This is a genomic window from Myxococcales bacterium, from assembly GCA_022563535.1.
GTDB lineage: Bacteria > Myxococcota_A > UBA9160 > UBA9160 > UBA4427 > DUBZ01.
Genome location: JADFNE010000021.1, coordinates 52,566 through 68,890, shown reverse-complemented (window position 1 = coordinate 68,890; position 16,325 = coordinate 52,566). Strand labels below are relative to the sequence as shown.

General features: G+C 61.6%; 15 protein-coding genes. 9 read left to right on the top strand and 6 right to left on the bottom strand.

Features of this window, described 5'->3' with window-relative positions:
* Nucleotides 1–1,132 (bottom strand): IS30 family transposase (locus IH881_08975; GenBank protein MCH7867821.1); only part of this gene is annotated, 1,132 nt, incomplete at its 3' end.
* A 134-nt stretch (nt 1,133–1,266) separates the two neighbouring features.
* On the opposite strand from IH881_08975, the gene IH881_08970 reads away from it, so the two are divergent.
* On the top strand, nt 1,267–1,749 hold the full coding sequence (locus tag IH881_08970) for a hypothetical protein (protein MCH7867820.1): 483 nt from the start codon (nt 1,267–1,269) through the stop codon (nt 1,747–1,749).
* Nucleotides 1,750–1,850: 101 nt separating this feature from the next.
* On the opposite strand, the gene IH881_08965 is transcribed toward IH881_08970, so the two are convergent.
* Entirely contained in the window at nt 1,851–2,615 is a 765-nt protein-coding gene (locus tag IH881_08965) for an SDR family oxidoreductase (protein ID MCH7867819.1), read from the bottom strand.
* A 6-nt stretch (nt 2,616–2,621) separates the two neighbouring features.
* Nucleotides 2,622–3,263 carry a TetR/AcrR family transcriptional regulator gene (locus IH881_08960; protein ID MCH7867818.1) on the bottom strand — a complete coding sequence of 214 codons (642 nt, stop codon included), beginning with the start codon at nt 3,261–3,263 and terminating at the stop codon, nt 2,622–2,624.
* A 130-nt stretch (nt 3,264–3,393) separates the two neighbouring features.
* On the opposite strand from IH881_08960, the gene IH881_08955 reads away from it, so the two are divergent.
* From IH881_08955 to IH881_08920, 8 genes are all read left to right on the top strand, one after another.
* Nucleotides 3,394–4,203: an SDR family oxidoreductase gene (locus IH881_08955; protein ID MCH7867817.1), complete on the top strand. Its 810-nt coding sequence runs from the start codon at nt 3,394–3,396 to the stop codon at nt 4,201–4,203.
* Between the two features lie 54 nt (nt 4,204–4,257).
* Entirely contained in the window at nt 4,258–5,382 is a 1,125-nt protein-coding gene (locus tag IH881_08950) for a sulfotransferase (GenBank protein MCH7867816.1), read from the top strand.
* A complete protein-coding gene (locus IH881_08945; protein ID MCH7867815.1) occupies nt 5,379–6,881 on the top strand; it encodes a hypothetical protein in 1,503 nt (500 codons plus the stop codon). The genes IH881_08950 and IH881_08945 overlap by 4 nt, the downstream gene beginning before the upstream one ends.
* A 30-nt stretch (nt 6,882–6,911) precedes the next feature.
* The gene (locus tag IH881_08940; protein MCH7867814.1) at nt 6,912–7,703 is read left to right on the top strand and encodes an enoyl-CoA hydratase; all 792 of its coding nucleotides are present in this window, start codon (nt 6,912–6,914) and stop codon (nt 7,701–7,703) included.
* 93 nt (nt 7,704–7,796) lie between these two features.
* Entirely contained in the window at nt 7,797–9,521 is a 1,725-nt protein-coding gene (locus tag IH881_08935) for an ABC transporter ATP-binding protein (GenBank protein MCH7867813.1), read from the top strand.
* 110 nt (nt 9,522–9,631) lie between these two features.
* A complete protein-coding gene (locus tag IH881_08930; protein ID MCH7867812.1) occupies nt 9,632–11,911 on the top strand; it encodes an LptF/LptG family permease in 2,280 nt (759 codons plus the stop codon).
* Nucleotides 11,912–11,922: 11 nt separating this feature from the next.
* The gene (locus IH881_08925; GenBank protein ID MCH7867811.1) at nt 11,923–12,249 is read left to right on the top strand and encodes a chemotaxis protein CheX; all 327 of its coding nucleotides are present in this window, start codon (nt 11,923–11,925) and stop codon (nt 12,247–12,249) included.
* 33 nt (nt 12,250–12,282) lie between these two features.
* Nucleotides 12,283–12,891 carry an HDOD domain-containing protein gene (locus IH881_08920; protein ID MCH7867810.1) on the top strand — a complete coding sequence of 203 codons (609 nt, stop codon included), beginning with the start codon at nt 12,283–12,285 and terminating at the stop codon, nt 12,889–12,891.
* A gap of 251 nt (nt 12,892–13,142) precedes the next feature.
* On the opposite strand, the gene IH881_08915 is transcribed toward IH881_08920, so the two are convergent.
* The 3 genes from IH881_08915 to IH881_08905 are packed head-to-tail and all read right to left on the bottom strand — an operon-like array spanning nt 13,143 to nt 16,320.
* Entirely contained in the window at nt 13,143–14,303 is a 1,161-nt protein-coding gene (locus tag IH881_08915; GenBank protein ID MCH7867809.1) for a glycosyltransferase, read from the bottom strand.
* The gene (locus IH881_08910; protein MCH7867808.1) at nt 14,300–15,310 is read right to left on the bottom strand and encodes a hypothetical protein; all 1,011 of its coding nucleotides are present in this window, start codon (nt 15,308–15,310) and stop codon (nt 14,300–14,302) included. The genes IH881_08915 and IH881_08910 overlap by 4 nt, the downstream gene beginning before the upstream one ends.
* Nucleotides 15,307–16,320, bottom strand: coding sequence for a sulfotransferase (locus tag IH881_08905; GenBank protein MCH7867807.1), 1,014 nt, complete (start codon nt 16,318–16,320; stop codon nt 15,307–15,309). The genes IH881_08910 and IH881_08905 overlap by 4 nt, the downstream gene beginning before the upstream one ends.
* Nucleotides 16,321–16,325: the final 5 nt, after the last annotated feature.

Genomic DNA, 16,325 nt, shown 5'->3' with positions numbered 1-16,325 from the left:
GCTTGTCTGCAGGGCATTTAAACTCCAAGGTCTTCCGCGGCCGTTGGTTGAGCTGACGGGCGATCTTGTTGAGTTTTGCCTGTGAATGCTCTGCAAGGTCCGACTGCTTTGGCAGATACTGCCGAAGCAGTCGGTTGGTGTTTTCGTTTGTCCCGCGTTGCCACGGACTTCGGGGATCACAGAAGTAGACCTCAACATTGGTGGCAATCGTGAACTCCTTGTGACGAGCCATCTCTAGCTCTCGGTCCCATGTGAGGGACTTCATCAACTCCCTTGGAAGATGTCGGACCTGTTTGATCAGAGCCTTCACCACGGCCGGGGAACTCTTGCCCTCCACCTTGACCAGCATCACGAAGCGTGAATGTCGCTCGACAAGGGTTGCGACATAGGACTGCTTCGTGCCCGCGATCAGATCCCCCTCCCAATGCCCTGGAACCGCCCGATCTTCGATCTCAGCTGGGCGCTCGCTAATCGAGATGGCATCGACGATGCGACCACGCGATTGCTTGCGCAACGTGGCGTGTCGGGATCGCCGTATCGTCCTCCTCGTTCGTAAGTGCTCTCGGAGCTCCTTCTTGAGCACACCTCGGGCTTGGATGAATAGGCTTCGATAGATCGTTTCGTGAGAAATTTGCATATCGTCGACATCAGGATACTCCTCCTTCAACCATCCTGATATCTGCTCCGGCGACCACCACAGCCGCAACTTCCTCGTCACGATGCCGCGAAGGCGGCCATGCGCCCCGAGCCGACAGCGCTTGGGACGACGCGCGAAAGCCCAAGCGGAACTGTCCGCTGCATCTGCCCGATACGCGTCTCTGCCGCCGTGGCGCGCAATCTCTCGACTTACGGTAGACGGAGCCCGCTCGAGGGCAGCCGCAATGGTTCGCATGGAATCGCCTGCTGCGATGCCACGAGAGATCTCCTCGCGCTCTGAGCGTGATAGCACCCGACTCGAGCGGCGGCGTGGCGGTGGAGCGAACCCTCCGCTTGCTGACACGAGGTTCCGCACGTGCATGTCCGACCAACCCAGTGAGCGGCCGATACTCCTGAGCGTTCTCCCGCTCTTCCAACCTCGCCAAATCTCCGCTTGCTCAAAATCCGAAAAACCACGACGCCCCGTTCGAGCCATTTTCGCCTCCTCCAACTTTCAAGTGCTTGAGGCGAGTATGTTGCGTTGACCTGTTGAATCTACCCCCGTTATCGGCAATTTCTTCAAATTCGCGGCTTGATTTTACTATTCTCTCCATCGCCTGCGATTCAGAAATGGATGAGATTTTGGCCATTGCCGAAACCGTTGAAAACACTGCCACGGTATCGGCCACCAGCATCTATGGAACGCCGCTCAGTGCACAAGGCACGGCGATTTACACCGGTTCCATTGACACTAACCCCCCACCCGGGGAAGAGTTTCTGGGAGAACCCCTGGCGATCAATTTCACCCCGACACTTCTTGTCGATCAGCTCCTGATAGAGGTTGCGGATTCGTGGTTGACGGACCCGGCATATGCTCTGGATATTGAAATTACCGGCATCAATGGAGGCTTTGAACGTCACGGCGACGACGTAATCGATGTTGTCGATACGAATGTCTTTTCTACGAACGGTTCCGTGGCTCAAACGGTCGTGGATTGGGACCAAGACACCACCTCTCAAAACGTCAATGAGGTCTACACGGTCTGTGTTCAAGTAATAAGGAATACCGAGCTACTTGGCGATCTAAAGTGCGGGCAATTTGGCCCTTTCTAACAGGCACCCACAATCGGCAAGACAACGCTGCCCGCTTGAAGCGGTGGCGTCTTGTTGTGAGTGGTTAAATCCGACCACGTGATTGGTTACATCGGGGCCGGCTAGCGGATCATGTACGCGCCGCCGTCTGCCGGGATGGTGTGCCCGGTCACGTAGCGGGAGTCGTCGCTGGCCAGAAATACCGCCACGGGTCCGATGTCGTTCTCGCAATCGCCGATGCGACCGATCGGTTGGCCGGCAGTGACCTGCGTTTCGAAATCAGGGTTGTGCTCGATCATCGCGGCCACGCCGGGTGAATTCGCCAGGGGACAGATGATGTTCACGTTGATGCCGTCACGTCCCCACTCGTGCGCCGCCGTCTTGCTGAGGGCGCGAATGGCCTCCTTGGCGGCTCCGTAGGCGGCCAGGCCCGCGCGGCCTTCGAGCCCCGAGGCAGAGCCGATGTTGATGATCCTCCCCCCGCTCTTTTTGAGGTGAGGGTAGGCGGCCTGCATGAAGTAGAGCGTCCCGCGAAAGCCCGTATCGAAACACAGATCGACAATTTCGTCCGTGTGCTCGAGGATCGGAGTTGGCTTGTAGGGCGCGCGCTGGGCGTTGTTGACGAGAATGTCGAGACTGCCAAAGTGATCGATTGCGCGGAGCACCGCCGCGTCGACACTTTCGCGTTTGGTGACATCGCAGGCGACGAAGATCGCATCTCGGCCGAGTTCTTCGAGTTCCTTGACGACTTGGCGACCGGTCTCTTCGTTGAAATCTGCGATGACACATTTCGCGCCTTCCACGGCAAAAGCCCTCGCGATGCCACGTCCCACCCCTTGTCCCGCTCCGGTCACGATCGCGACCTTGTCCTTCAACCGTTCGCCCATGGCTGTCTAGTCCTCGTGGTTTCCGATCAGAAGATCGAGCATCTTGTGCGCGTCATCTCGGCGCGTTTGCGACGCGTTTCCCTCGATCACAATGAAGCCAAACAGGGCGGTCATCACGATCCGGGTCATCTCGTCGGGGGTTGCCCGCCTCGAGATTTCGCCCCGTTCCTGCGCTTCGCCTATGCGCTCCGACAGATAGGAGAAAAGGTCGTTGCCCATCCACTGTTCTGGGCGTGGTTCACGCAGCATCAGGGCGAAGGATTCCCGGCGAAGATTGGCATTGGTGTCCGCGAGAATGTCGAACAATGCATCGGACAGGGTGTGGAGCAGGGTGCTACCGGGGTTGCGGTCGAGACGTTTACGGAGGGCCGCGAGCGCGCTGCTCTCGCTCTGGGTCTGCAACTCGCGCAGGAAATCCTCGCGGGTCGGAAAGTGTGCATAGACAGTGGGACGGGTCACACCACTCTTGCGCGCGATCTGTTCGATGCGAACGCCGGAGAGTCCCCATTCTGCAATTTCCGCCAGGGCGACTTTCAGGATTGCGGCCCGGGTCTGCTGGCGCTGACGCTGGCGAATCGAAACGGAGTGCCCCACAGCGCCGGTAGCGGCGGCTGATCCCGCTTCTGTTTCCGTTGCTTCAGCTTCCATCACGCTGGCTCACCTCTCTCTCGAGATGCCCCTGAAAAGATGAAATTCGCTCGATTTTTCTGATTTTATCAATGGAGGGTCACTTTACAACTGTATAGAATTGACCCTCGAGCAGCGAGACGGGGAGTCGATGGAACATACGCAGAGGTTGCGAGATCGCGTGGCGATTGTGACCGGCGCAGGGCAGGGGATTGGCCTGGGTGTCGCCCGGGCCTTCGCCGCCGAGGGCGCAAAGGTCGTGCTCGCCAACCGCTCGCCAGAAAAGGGCGAGGCCGCGGCCTCGGCAATCGAGCGCGATTTTTCCGCCCAGGGCGCTCGTGCGCTCTACGTAAAAACCGACGTTTCCCAGAAAGACAGTGTCATCGCGATGGTCGCCGCGACTGTCGAAGCCTACGGACGCGTCGACATCCTGGTCAACAACGCGACTCTCACGGAGGGCGGCAGCCGCCTCGAATCGATGACCGACGAAGCCATGCACGAACACATGGACGTCAATTACTTCGCCTGTTTTTGGGCCATGCAGAGCGTTTTCCCCCACATGAAGGCCAATGCCTGGGGACGCATCATCACCATGTGTTCGCTCAGCGGGATCAATGCCCACCGTTATGCGGCGATGTACAACGGATCGAAGGAAGGCGTTCGCGCACTCACCCGCACGGCAGCGGTCGAGTGGGGGCAGCATGGCATCACGGCCAACGTGCTGTGCCCGTTCGCGGCGACGCCCGCCTGGGAGGGCTTCAAGAAGTTTGATCCCGCCGCCGCGCGCAGGATTGAACTCGCCAATCCGATCCCGCATGTGGGAGACAGTGAATTAGAGATCGGCCCGGTTGCAGTGTTCCTGGCCAGCGACGATTCGCGCTACGTCACCGGCAATACGATCCACGTCGATGGCGGGGGCCATATCAATGGTGTGGCCTGGAATCCCGAACTTCCCGAATAGGGTCGGGCGTCCGCAAATTGGCTTGGCGTTCGACCGTTCGTACAGAGGACTTCCATGGCATCGATGTCGCAGTTCCTGCCCCTTGCGAGCGTGCGCCGGTTGCTCGAACAACACAAAGTCGACGACCGGTACAAGAAGCGCGCGCGAAACTGGCTGCTCTTCAGCTGCCTGCTCGAGCCGCTTCGCTGGTACGAGCAACTTCGCTACCGACGTCGCATCCGCGAAACCCAACTCTACGGGGATCCGGTTTTTTTGTTGGGATTCGGGCGCAGCGGCACCACGCATCTGCACAACCTTTTCCATCAGGACCCCCAATTTGGGGTGGTGAGTACCTATCAATCGGTCGTGCATCCGATCGCGCTGATGGGGAGAAACTGGTTGCCGGGTCTGTTCGCAAGCCGGCTTCCAACCAGGCGACCCATGGACAACGTCGCAATTTCCCTCGACGGGCCGCAGGAAGAAGAGATGGCGATGATCAACTGCACGGATCACGCCCCGCTTCACGTGATGAACTTTCCCAGGGCGATCCCGGAACTCTACGATCGTTATGTCTCGAACCTGGGAGAGGATCAGCAGGCCTTCGAAGGTTGGCGTCGCGGATACATGGAAGTCTTGAAGAAGGCCACGATTCTCTCGGGAGGCAAGCGGCTGGCGCTCAAGACGCCGCCCAATACCGCTCGCATCAGGGTCTTGCTCGAGATGTTCCCGGACGCTCGGTTCGTGAACATCGTGCGCAATCCCTACCCGGTCTATCAATCGATGCGGAACATGTACCGCAAGATGTTGCCGGGCTCGGTGTTGCAGGAGTTCGAGTGGGAGGACATCGACGCCTGGATCGTTCACGCCTACCGGGTGCAAATGCAGAGCTACCTCGAACAGCGAAACCTGATTCCGCCCGGACATCTGGTCGAGATTCGTTACGAAGATCTCGACGTGCGCCCGGTGTCCGAGCTCGAAAAAATCTACAAGACCCTCGAACTCGGCGATTTCGAAGTCGTGCGCCCGCTGTTCGAGCGCTACCTCGAGAGCCTGGGCAGCTATGAAAAGAACCGCTTCGATTTTCCTCCCGAGATCGTGAACACCGTCAATGAAAACTGGGGGTTCGCGTTCGAGGCCTTCGGCTACGATCGCATGCCGCCCCGACCGATCAGCGAACCAGCAATCCCGGAGACCCCATGAGTAATCACGCACGGTTCGAGCAGACCCTGCGCAAGTTGATCGCCGGTGAGCTTTCGGTGAAATCAGAATTCAACGAGTTCGTCGGTCACGCCGACGTGGTACGGCAACTCCTCGAAGTGGCCCCGGACGAGATCAGAGACGATCTCGAGTTTCTACACCGCTTGATGGCCGACGCGCGGGACACGACTGGATCCGCTGTGCTCGGGATCTTCCCGCGTTTGACGGATCCCGAACTCGCCGGCGTGGAAGGTCGCATCTCCGACTACATTGCCGAAAACTGCGGCATTCGACTCGGCGCGCCCGAATACCAGGTGGGACGAACGATCGGCGAGCCGTGTTGTCCGGGCTGGCCCGGGGTCTCGACTCCGGAGACGAACAACCGCTTCCCCTACCTGATCGATACCTCGGCTTCAAACTACTTCAGTAATCGCTTCTGGCATGGGGACGGCGCCCCGCCCGGGTTCATTCCAGTGCCCGAGGGTGGCAAGGTGGTGTTCAAGGGGGAGTATCCGCACTCGCGCTACTTCGCGTTTCACCCGTCCGACTTCGACACCAATAATCTATCCACGCTATTGGACGTCGATCTCGACCCCGACGAGGGCAGCGTGAATCCATTCCGCGAAGAAGTGCCGGAGGGAATGGAGCGGTGCTTCACCGCCCAGTTGGTCTTTACCGAAACACCCGAAGAGCCCGAAAAGAACACGAGCTACGTGGGAGTCAAGGTAAAGGGCGGCCGCAACCCGGCGGTCTTTTGTATCTATCGCACCACCGGTTCCGAACTCGGCGCCATGCCGCCGAACAATGCCGGAGTGTGGTTGCCTTCGGTGACGGTCTACGACGCCAGGGGTCTTCAGACGCTTCACTACGAAGCGGCCGATCCCCACCCCGAAGGTTCGGTCCCTCCAGTGGACACCACCCGATTCGCACCGCTTCCCATTCCCGATCATCGCGGGCTGTGCTGGCCGGAGGAGTACAGCACCAAGAGCAATTGGGGACTCCCCTACGACATTCTGGCGAGCGCCGACATTCTCTATCTCGTTACGCCCTATACCCAGCGACTCGGACGGGTGCATGTAACCCGCGGCAAGAAGCTCAGCGCACCCGACACGCCGCGCGAGCCCGTCTACACCGCGGGTAAGGATATTCGCGGCTTCACGGTGACGACCTACAACTTCTGGGCTGGAGTTTGCGAGGACGCGGTCATCGACACCGACGTGCCCGTCGATGAGCACGGCTATTACACGATCGTGGTTTCGTCGAAAGAAGATCGACCGCGTAACGCCACGGTGGAAAACGGCGTCTGCTGGCTCGATTGGGGTAGCTATCTCGATGGACAGTTGACATTTCGCTTGCTAGTGCGCCGGGTCGAATCGCTGGTTCAGTTGAAGGCGGCAGTCGAAACCGGAGAGGTCGACGATGCGATTGCCCCCTATGTTCCGAAGTCAAAGCACTGCAGTCGACAAGCCTTCGAAGAGAAGGGTTGGAAGGCGGCTTTTTAGTTCGCACCCGTTGCGGAGGAGCGAAGCGAGATGACAGATTCGGTACTGCTGATCAAGCGAGATGGGCCGGTGGCCACCGTAACCCTGAATCGACCGGATCAGATGAACGCTCTCTCGGCAGCCCTGCGTCTCGCCATCGGGAACGCCTTTCGCGAACTGCAGGACGACGGGGATATTCGCGCAATCGTCTTGACCGGCGCGGGTCGCGCGTTCTGCGCGGGGATGGATCTGACTGAACTCTCGGCCGGGGGCCCCGATGCCTCCGGGCACGACACCAGTGTTGTGGGTCAGGCTGAAATGGTAAAGGGCATTGCGAGCTTCGAGGGGCCGATCATCGCGGCGGTCAACGGTCATGCGATCACAGGTGGCTTCGAACTCGCGCTGGCCTGTGATCTGATCCTGGCCTCAGAGCGGGCAAAGTTCGCCGATACCCACGCGCGAGTCGGCATGCTGCCGGGCTGGGGCCTGAGCCAGAAACTCCCCAGGCTGATCGGGATGGCCCGGGCCAAGGAAATCAGTTTTACGGGCAACACCATAGGTCCAGAACTCGCTTACGAGTGGGGCCTGGTCAACCGAGTGGTGAAACCCGATGAACTTTTGTCGGCCGCGCAGTCGTTGGCAAGCGACATGGCATCCTGTGTTCCGCAGGTGCTCGTCGGATACAAGAAGCTGATCGACGAGGGTGCCGGCATGTCGCTCCCAGAAGCCCTGGCGTACGAACGCAAGGCGGGGATCGAATCCGCCAAAGCCGTATCGGCCGAAGTGATTTCGAGTCGACGCGCCGGCGTCCAGTCCCGCGGGCGTGAGCAAAGCGATTCCTAGCCCGCAGTCTCGGCAGGCCGGATCTTGCAATTCGCGAGGTACCGTGCGACGTTCCGTCGTCCCCCCCTTCGCCCGAGGTAACCGAGGTAGCAGATGCAGCCATTCCGCTACTTCCCGAGCCAGTATCCGAAAGAGACAGCCCTCACCGTCGGCTATCTGATCCTCTCCGCGGCTGCGGAAGGGCTCGGACTCGCGACCGCCGTGCCCTTGCTCGCACTTGCGATGCAGGAGGATCAAGTCACTGTGGGGTCTGGGTCGGAAGCCATCGACCGAGTGAGCGCTGCCCTCAATTCGATCGGTCTACCCTTCGAGCTTTGGAGCCTCGCACTCGTCATCGGTATTCTCATCTGGGTCAAGGCTGGGCTCGTAATCCTTGCCTGGCGCCACGTGGGCAACGCCGTCGCGCGGATTTCGACCCGGCTGCGGCTAGAACTATTGAGTGCGCTGTTCCGCGCGCGCTGGAGCTACTTCCAGGAGTATTCGCTCGGCCGGCTCAGCACGGCACTCTCGGTTGAGGCTACGCGTACCGCCAACGCCTTTCGAGATTTCGCGCTCGCGACCCAGAGTGTTTTCCTCTCCATTGTCGGCGTATGCGTGGCGCTCGTCATCTCCTGGAAGATTGCGCTGCTCAGCCTGGTCGGAGGCGCAATGACAATCGCCATCCTGCACTTCCTGGTGCGGATGGCGGGCAAGGCGGGACGCAAGCAATCGAAGGTGATCAACGATCTGCTCTCGCGGTTCTCAGACGTCGTTCCGAACGTGAAGTTGTTGAAGATGATGCGTCGAGAACATTTGGTCGGCCCGCTGCTCGAGGCCGATACCCAGCGCCTCAAGCGGGCGATGCGAAAGGAGGTGCTCGCCCATGAAAGCCTCAAAGGTCTCCAGGAGCCGCTTACCTTCGTGCTCCTGCTGGTCTGCCTCGTCTACGCGCGGAACTCCGGCATGCTCGAGTTTTCGGAAGTGTCGGTCATGCTGCTGGCCCTGGCGCGCGGGCTCTCGAAAGCGCAAAAGGTCCAGGCGTGTTACCAGCGCACGGCTACGGCCCAGCCTTTCCTCGAGGCGATCGTCAAACTGACCGAAGCGACTAAGGCGGCGGCCGAAGAGTTGCACGGGGGGCGCGCGCCCACATTCGAGCGCGCGATCGAGATCCGTGGTTTGAGCTTCGCCTACCATGAGAAGCAGGTGCTCGACAATGTCGATCTGGAGTTTTCGGCCGGAGAGATTACCGCGCTGGTCGGGTCCTCTGGCAGCGGAAAAACGACGATCATCGATCTGATTGCCGGCCTGATCCAGCCCTCGGCGGGGAGTGTATTGATCGACGGGGAACCGCTGGACGAAATCGATCTCGCGGCCTGGCGCTCGTCGATCGGCGCTGTGCCTCAGGAAGTTCTGCTGTTCAACGACACGATTCGCGCCAATGTGACGATGGGCGACACGAACATCTCGGACGAAGACGTGATCGCCGCATTGAAAGCCGCTGGGGTCTGGGATGAGATCAGCGAGCAACGCGGGGGTCTCGACCTCCTGGTCGGTGAGCGGGGCGCCTTGCTCTCAGGGGGGCAGCGTACGCGGATCGGCATTGCGCGCGCACTCGCTTCGCGGCCAAAGCTGTTGATTCTGGACGAGGCCACAGCTTCGCTCGACCCCGAGAGCGAACGCCTGCTTTGGGACACGATCGAGGGGTTGCGCGGCTCGGTGACGGTGATTGCAATTTCTCATCAACCCGCGCTCAAACGCATCGCCGATCGCGTGTATCGCATTCGCGACGGCCGAGCCGAACTCGAATCGGGCGAGGCCGAGGAGGCGCATGCCGGCTGAGACTTGCGCGCCAGATGATCTCGCGGTGAGCATCGTCGTCGCCAGGGTCCGTTGCGCCCGTGTCGCGATTTTTGCGGAACTCGCAGCCCACGGCCTCTGTCCAACCTGCAATGGGTGACGGCGAGAACGATCGCGGAACTGGGCAGACCACGGCAGTGATCCGCAGGGGCCGGCCCGGCCGGAAGCTGTACGCGTATTTCATTCGGGAAGCGATTGTCCCCATTTGCTTCGCACTCTTCGGTCTGACCCTCGTCGTGCTCGCGAACGACCTGGTGCGACTGATGCCGCTAGCGAGCCGCGGCGTCGAGAGCGCGGACATCGCAATCATCGCCGGTTTCAAGGCGATCCCGATGCTCGCCACGATGATTCCGTTTTCGACCTTGGTCGGCCTGCTCATCGCCCTCGGTCGCCTGGGCGCCGATCAGGAGATCCTCGCCCTCGACTCGTGCGGCATACCGACCCATCGATTGTCGGGGCCGGCGTTTCTCCTGGCGGCTTTGCTCACGCTGCCGGCGCTGTGGTTGCAGACGACTCTCGTGCCCTGGTCCCACCGCGGCCAGCAGGAGACTTGGGAGCGCGTGGCGGTCGAGCAACCCTGGGCTCGCATCCAGGCGCAGAAACTTACGCGCTTCGGTAGCTGGCAGATCTACGCGCGTTCTGTCTCGGCCGATCGCAAACATCTGGAACAGGTACTCCTCTGGACGGAGGAACTCGACGAGACGGTTTTTGCGCGCCGTGCCGAGATCGTCGAACTCGAGGGCCAGCCCGCGCATCTGGTGCTGCGCGAGGGCGCGATCCTCTACGCCGGGAAGAACTCGCCCCGTCGCATCAGCTTTGATTCGATGCGGGCCGAACTCCCAGGTGAATCCGCACCGCTCGAACGCAAAGCGGCCGACGATCCCATTCAAGCTCTCTCCCTGGGCGAGCTTCAGACAGAGGCCGCCGCCCGCAGCGCATCCGACGCTAAACCCTACTTGCTCGAAATGCATCGTCGTTTCGCAGTCCCGGTTTCTACCGGACTCTTCGGTTTTCTGGCGGTGCCGCTGTTCATGACGCGCCGCAGTCACTCGCGCTCGAGTGGTGGCGTCGTGGGTCTGCTCGCAACCCTGGCCTATTACGCAGTCGCGCAAGTGGGCGAAGGTGTGGTCGAGGCGCTCGGCATGCCGACCCTGGGCGCCTGGTTGCCCAACTTTGTATTGCTGGCCGTTGCACTGGCGCTATTCCGACGCGGCGTCGTGCGCAGCAACGGACAGCCCGAGCGCTCGCGCACGCCCCGGCGAAAAACCCGCACCCAGACGGGTCCGTCGCGGACGCGCCGTTTTGCATTACACCGCTATGTCGGCCTGCGTTATGCGGAGACCGCGGCGCTGAGTTTCGGCGTGATCTTCGTTGCCTACTTGCTGATCGACTTCGTGGGTCGCATCGACTGGTTCGCCCAGCACAGCGCGACCCCGCTCGAAATCCTCCGCTTCTACTGGGCGCGCAGCTGGATGCTCTTGGCAAACGCGGCACCGATGGCGTTGCTCGTCGGCACCGGGCTCACCGTGAGCTTGCTGGCCGCCGAAGGTGAACTGCTCGGCATGCGCGCCTGCGGGATTCAGGCCCCCAAGGCTCTCGCGTCCGTGATGCTCTTGTCGTTGCTTGCCGTGCCGGTCTATTTCGTGCTCATCAACGTGGTGACTCCGCGCATGGCCGCGCTGCAGGATGAAGTAAAGATCCGAGAGATCTACGGTCGCTCGGCCGACTACGTATCCCCTCGGCCCGTCTGGTATTCGACCGGCAGCAAGCTCGTCGAATCGATGAGTCTGTCGACCGAAACCGGCGTCGCGCGCACCGGGATCACGATCTACGACCTCGGCGAGGACGGCCTCCCCACGGCGCGCACCGACGCGAGTTCCGGGCTGCACGTGGGACGGGGTCGCTGGCGGTTGAGCGAGCCCCGGCGAATCAAGCTGGGATCCGACGGTATCCCCATTCGAGTCTCCGCATCGCCCTACGTCCAGCTCGGCGAGACGTTCGTCGCCGACGTCGACACCCACAACCTGACCCTGGGCGAGCTCACCAATGCAATCGACGACGCCCGCGCCGAAAAACTCGACTCGACCGAACTCGAAGTCGAGCACCAGACCCGGCTCGCCAAGCCGCTGGCCTGCTTCCTGTTGCCCCTCGTCGTGTTGCTCTACGCCGTTGGCGGCTCGCCCTTCCCACGTCCTTCCGCAACCCTTTCAGCGAGCGTTGCCATTGGCGTGGGCTACGTCCTGGTTACCGGATTCGCAACCTCCCTCGGCTACGGCCACACGCTATCCCCCGCGCTCGCGGCGTGGACGCCTACTTTGCTGTGCGGGGTACTGGCGGGCATTCTCGGTTGGCGGGTGTGGGTGCGTTCTTGAGGGGGGTGGTTTTGCAGATTGGTGAAGACCACGCGCGACGGGCCGCCAGCATGATGTTCGAGATGGAGCCCGGCGAGCTGGGGGAGGACGAGATCACCGACGCGATCGGCGAGCTCACGAACATGATTGGAGGCAACCTCAAGGCGTGTATGCCGCAGCCGACCAGCATTGGCCTGCCGAGCATAGTCGAAGGCAAGAACTATTCCCTGCGCATGCCCGGCAGCCGCGAAGTCACTCGTGTCGGCTTCGAATTCCAGGGCGCCTCGGTGATCGTCGCGCTCCTGGAAGTCGAGGAGTCGAATAAAACTTCGGCCTGCCAGAACACAGAGGCCAGCTGACAACTTTCGGGTGTCGGCAGAGGGGTAGTGGTCATGATCGATCTAGACGCACTCATTCGAGAATCGGGCGAACTCGAGCCGCTGCCGGAGACCGCTGCGCGACTCGCAAGGATCTTCTCGGACGAAGACTGGGATATCGATCAGGTCGTCTCCGGAATCTCACTTGATCCAGCCTTGACCGCGCGCCTGCTGCGCGTCGCCAACTCTGCTGCCAACTCCGGCGCTGAGCCGATTACGACGGTGGAACGAGCCGCCATGCGAACAGGGGCTGGCACCATTCTCTCGCTAACAGTCGGCACGGCCGTCGGGGCCTGCATGAAACAACCACTGCCTGCCTACGGTGCGCCCGCGGGCAGCTTGTGGCGTCACTCCGTGGCTGCTGCCCTCGCGGCCGAACTCGCAAGTCTCTTGTGCACGGAGACGATCCCCCCGAGGCGTTCACGGCTGCGCTTCTCCACGACATCGGTAGGCTGGTTCTCAGTCCGCATCTGGAGCCGGAGCTGCTCACCCTCCTCGCAAGATCGCGGGGCAAGGGAGGCCTCGATGAACGGCGCGCGGAAATCGAGATCCTCGGAGTGCATCACGGTGAGCTGGGCCAGCTCATCGCACAGCGTTGGGCGCTACACGAGGTCATCGCCATAGGGATTGCCTTTCATCACAATCCCGAGGAAGTGGTGGAACCCAAGGAGCGGCTGCTGTGTGACACCGTCTGCGTGGCCGACGCGGTGGCAAAGGCGATCGGTTTCGGTCTGGACACGTCAGAAGAGGAGATCTCGCATCATGCGGCGTCGCGCGAGCGGATCGGTCTGACTGACCAGGGCTTCGAAGAACTCTGCGGACTGACTGAGGAGCGCGTGGAATCGGTCCTCGCCTGGTATGAATAGTTCGATCAGTTATTCCAACACGCCCACATACCGCTGCACAATCTGATCAAAACCAAAATCCGCCGCCCGTCTCCGCAGTGTGTCAGCCTCCGGCGGCGCGTCGAGGGTATCGAGCATCGCCTGGGCCAATGCCTCGGCGTTTCCGACTTCAACCAGGCGGCCGATCTTGCCGCCTTGCAGGATTTCGGCGGGGCCACTTGGGCAATCAGTGCTGATCGCTGGGGTTCCGCAGGCGAGGGCCTCGATCAGCGCGCTCGGCATGCCCTCGGAAATCGATGAAAGCACGAAGAGGTCGGCTCGTGCGATGGCGGCGAAGGGGTTCGGCGTAAAGCCGGGGAGGGCGACGTGCTCTCCAATACCGAGCGCTGCGATCCGGTGTTCGAGGGTGCGACGCATCGGGCCCTCTCCGTAGACCAGCAACCGAGCTGGCCGATCGCGCACGACCTTGGCGAATGCGTCGAGCAGCGTGAGTTGATCCTTTTTTGCCACGAGTCGTCCGATTTGAATCAAAGTGGGTCGGTCGCGTTCCGCGAGCCATGGGTGATCCGGCTCCTCGCGAGCGCGTTGCGCCGCGAAGGCAATTTCGACCGCGTTCGGAATGACCTCGATGGGGGTTTCGATTCCCAGCGTAGAAAGATTGTCTGCGACTTCACTTGCCACTGCGATGATCACCTGCGCGCGGGAGTAGAACCGCGGCACGAGAAGATCGCGCGGTCGACGACGCAGTCCGCCGTAGCGAGCGTGATGGTCGATCCGCAGCGTGTTGCTCTGGCGCAGCACGACCTGTGGACTGTGCTGCGCCCAACGCGTGGCGGCGATACAAGCGAGATTGGGGGGCACCGAGGTTCCGAGCAGGACCGCTGGCCGGCACTCATCGATCCAGCGCGCGAGGCGAGGAATCGTCAGTGCAACGCGCAGCTTGTGAGGTGCGGGCCATCCGCGCGGAGCCAGATCGATCAGTCGCAAATTGGGCATTGGATCGGCGGCGAGTGCGTCGCGCAGGGTCGTTTCGGCCCCCGCAGCCAGGATGTCCACCTGGCCTCCGCGCGCGACCAGAGCCCGTGCAACGGCCAGCAAAAGTCGTTCCCGGCTGCCCATGTTGCGGGCGCTCAAATAGATGCCGTAGCGCGGCCGTTCCGTTCGCTGCTGAGACTCAGCGAGCGGGCTCATTTTGCTATCGGCTCATCCGCGAAACGCGCCAGGAACTCGCAGTCGCGTATGCGCGCACGAACGTCCCGCAGCAGATCGCTCGACCATTCATTGGCGGAGCTGGTTTTCCGCGACTTGGCAAAGACCCGTTCTGCACATGCATCGAGGTAGTCCGGGGGAGTGTCCGTAAGTCCCAGAGTTTCGACTAGCGAGCCCAGCACACCGCGCGGGTCTTTCGTCAGATCGTCGAGGTAGACGTCGATCACACGTTCGCCCTCCGTACGCCTGAGCGCGACGACGGCTTCGACGTGTCGAAAATAAACGTTGGCCGCAAAGCGCAGACTGGTGCGCGTGCGCCGCGCCTTGGTCGTGATGTTGTCGAAGGGGTTGCGGATCACGTGCATCCAGCGCACGGGTACGCCCAAATGCTCACGCAGCCGCTGTGGGAACTGGGGATCGCTGCGCAGCAACCGCGTCGTGCCGTTCGCCTTCTTGTCGCCGAGGATCTGCAGGCGACGAACGCGCCCCTGCATTTGCCCGGGCACTTCGTAGTTGTAGCCCGAATAGCCGCGGCCAAAGTGGTGAAAAAAATAGGCGTTGAGCGCGATGGCGCGCTGTACTCGGGCAAGTGATGCCCCCGCGGCCAGATGCTTCGCGGCGTGGAGTTCGTGGGAGATGATTGCGTTGGGGTGTGCGTCGATCAATGAGCCCACCAGCGAATGACCGCTGCGCGAATAGCCGACGAAGAGCAGCAGGGTTTCCGGTGCCTCGGTGGGCAATTCGAGATCGTCGGGAGGGGATGCTCCGTCGTCGAGCCATGTTGCGATCTGGTCGTAGCTGCCCAGGGATTCCCGCGCTCGTTGTACCTCGCGTATGAGGCGGCCATAGACGAGTACTGCTTCGCTCGCGCCGGCCGATTGCACGAGTGCGTTGGCTTGTCGTCGCGCCTTGTTGACGGCCGCCCAGTCGCGCAGGGATGCTGCGGTCGTATCCCAGGCGCGGTGACCGAGATCGCGCGCAGCCCTCATCCGGCGGGCGCAGCCAAGCCGCGACCCCTCCACAGGCGGGCGCGTAAGAAAGCGCTCACTCCCCAGTTGCGCTGGCGCAAATCGTCTTCGAGTGAATCGATATGGCGCAGCAAGGGGCGCATCGTTTCGAGCGACGTTTCGATCCCCGTCCACTCACTCAGCCACTGCTCGTGTGCTGCGTTTCCGGGCTCGACCTCATCCGATGCGAAGCGAAGCAGCCAGCGATAGCCCTCCCGGGTGGCTGCGTTTGTCTGCGGATCGTTCGCGAAGGCGTCGAAGCCCGTGGCGCTGTGCCGCAAGTCGGGGTTTAAAAACTCGTCAGCGTATTCGCGGATGCCGCGTTCGATGTCCTCGGTCACCTCGATCTCGAGCACCCGAGCCATGCGTCGTAACTCTCGCTGCGGATCGTCCAGCAGGCGGTCGAAGTCGACGACCACGCAGCGCCGGTCGAAAAGTCGGCGGTAGTAGGGCACCACCTGGGTGAGCCATTCGACGTCGCACTTCTCGCGCACGCCACGCAGAGCGTCGAGTTTGCGGCGCGAAGCTGCGACGTCGAGCGGGTTGCGGACAGCCATGACGTAGTAGACCTGTTGCTGCAGGGCTTCGAGCGTCTCTTCCCAGAAGGGCAGCATGCGAATGACTCCGCCGCACTTGAAGCCCCAACACTCGGCGTCGGCGAAACGATTGCGCACGATCTTTGCGAGTCGTTCGCGGAAGGGGGCCAGGTCGACGCGCTCCCAGTCTTCGGCCGCAAGCAACCGCACGCTCGAGCCGTTGCGTCGCAGGCCGAAGGCCTCGTGAAGCTCGTAGTTCAAATCGAGAATATCGAGGTCCTCAAAGAAGCCCTTCGGGTTTTTCGACGATCCCCGCTTCAGATTGCTGCCGAGATCCACCCCCAAAGCCGCGACCGCCCGGGTGAGGGCGCTCGTCCCGCTGCGCCCGGGCCCCACGACGACAATCGCTTTTTGCCGAGCGGTAGCTGTCTTTGTGTCTTCGATTGGAGATGTCATATTTA